Here is a 1719-nt window from a genome sequence, read left to right as displayed (position 1 = left end):
GGACACGGACGTGCGGGGGAGGGCGGCCGCAGAGGCCGGGGCCTGTCTAGGAGGACATCGTGATGCGTTGCGGCGCCCTGTCCACGTGCGGGAGGGCGCCAGCTATGGGACGTCCCACGGACAAGGCGGCGGCCCGCATGAACCTCTCGTCGATGGCGATGCGGGCCCAGACGGTCTTTCCCGCGCCCAACTCGGCCCACCCGCAGCCGCCCGTCGCGAACGCCTGAACGAGGATCAGGCCCCGGCCGTGCTTGCTGAATTGCCCGGGCGTCTGCAATACCGGACGGCCGGGGTGGTCGTCCCAGACGCATAGCTCGATGCCGACGTCGAGCCGACTGATCCACGCGCGCATCTGCTCGCTCAGGCAGTACCGCGCCGCGTTGGCCGCCAGCTCAGACATGATCTGGCACGCGTCGCTGCTGTACGCGTCGAGTCCCCACGCGTCGAGGCTGCTCCGCACGAGATCGCGGGTCAAATAGACCGTTTCGCGACATGCGGTAACTCTCACCGCGAATTGGTGGGTGTGGTCCATTTTGTGCGTGACGGCGTCCATGAAATGGGCCTTTCGCAGTTCCGTTTCTCATGCACAGGCTGCCGTCAGCGCTTAGACTTTTCCCGTTTCGTTTACTGATCCCAGGGCTAAGGATCATGAAATGACGCGAGCGGACAGGCTCGACCCTGATCACAACCGATGGCATTGGGTTGCCGTTGACCTGCGGGTTTGGCGCGAAGAGCGGAACCTCTCGCAGGCGGACGTCGCCCGGATCTGCGGAGTCGATAATTCGACGGTTTCGAACTGGGAATCGGGCACAGCAAAATTGCCGCAGCGTCGCGCCGAAACTCTTGACAGGGTTTGGCGGACTCGGGGGCACTTTGTCCGGCTTCGCACGCTTGCGGAGAGCAGCCATGACCCGGACTGGTTCAACGCGTACACGCGGTACGAAGAGCGCGCCGACGCCATCAGCACCTACTCGGCTCTCGTGCTCCATGCCCTCTTCCAGACCGAGGACTATGCGCGGGCACTGATCGAGGGCGCACAAGTTGTCGACGACGTCGAGGGCACGCTTGCCGCCCGGATGGCTCGACGTCAGATATTGGACTCCCCCGATGCTCCTGAACTGCGGTTGTTCGTGCGGCAATCGGTGCTCGAAGATCCGGTCGGCGGCCCCGATGTGATGCGGGGGCAACTCTCACACCTACTGGAGTTGAGTCACCGCAAGGGCGTGGTGGTGAGGGCACTGGCGAAGGCCAAGGCCACGCACGCGGGGGTTGATGGTTCATTCACGCTGTTGCGGTCGGGGGAGATAGAACATGCCTGGTCGCCCGCCGTGAATGGCGGGCGGCTCGTTTCCGACCCGGCGAAGATCAGGGGCTACCGACTACGGTGGGACCTCATAGGCGATGATGCCCTATCCCGAGACTCGACCCGGAGTCTCCTTCGCGACCTGATGGAGGCCATGAAGTGAGCGAACCCGTGTGGCGTAAGTCCAGCCGTAGCGGGGGCAGCGCTGGCGGTGGCGATGGGTGCGTGGAGCTTGCCGCCCTCACCGGCACGATCGGCGTCCGTGACAGCAAGGCCCCCCAAGCCGGGCACCTCACGCTCTCAGCCGAAGACTTTGCTCAGCTAGTTGGCGCTGTGAAGGCGGACAAGCTGAATTTCTGATCCAACGACCCCCTGTAGCGGCCTCGCCTCCGGCGGGGCCGTTCGTATTTCAGGGG

3 protein-coding genes are annotated in these 1719 nt (G+C 64.6%); 2 read left to right on the top strand and 1 reads right to left on the bottom strand.

Going from position 1 to position 1719, the window contains the following annotated elements:
* Nucleotides 1-46: 46 nt before the first annotated feature.
* A complete protein-coding gene (locus tag ETD83_RS41700) occupies nt 47-553 on the bottom strand; it encodes an ATP-binding protein (RefSeq protein WP_138650747.1) in 507 nt (168 codons plus the stop codon).
* Nucleotides 554-653: 100 nt separating this feature from the next.
* Here ETD83_RS41700 and ETD83_RS41695 point away from each other — a divergent pair, with 100 nt between their 5' ends.
* Together ETD83_RS41695 and ETD83_RS41690 are read left to right on the top strand one after the other, a co-directional pair.
* Nucleotides 654-1466 carry a helix-turn-helix domain-containing protein gene (locus tag ETD83_RS41695; RefSeq protein WP_138650746.1) on the top strand — a complete coding sequence of 271 codons (813 nt, stop codon included), beginning with the start codon at nt 654-656 and terminating at the stop codon, nt 1464-1466.
* A complete protein-coding gene (locus ETD83_RS41690) occupies nt 1463-1663 on the top strand; it encodes a DUF397 domain-containing protein (protein ID WP_138650745.1) in 201 nt (66 codons plus the stop codon). The genes ETD83_RS41695 and ETD83_RS41690 overlap by 4 nt, the downstream gene beginning before the upstream one ends.
* Nucleotides 1664-1719 lie beyond the last annotated feature (56 nt).

Source organism: Actinomadura soli, from assembly GCF_005889715.1.
Taxonomy (GTDB): domain Bacteria; phylum Actinomycetota; class Actinomycetes; order Streptosporangiales; family Streptosporangiaceae; genus Spirillospora; species Spirillospora soli.
The sequence above is the reverse complement of the archived record's forward strand: the minus strand, read 5'-3'. Positions and strand labels throughout refer to the sequence as shown.

Coding starts and splice junctions, on each gene's coding strand:
- ETD83_RS41700 (WP_138650747.1), bottom strand. CDS start 553: ATGGACGCCGTCACGCACAAAATGGACCACACCCACCAATTCGCGGTG.
- ETD83_RS41695 (WP_138650746.1), top strand. CDS start 654: ATGACGCGAGCGGACAGGCTCGACCCTGATCACAACCGATGGCATTGG.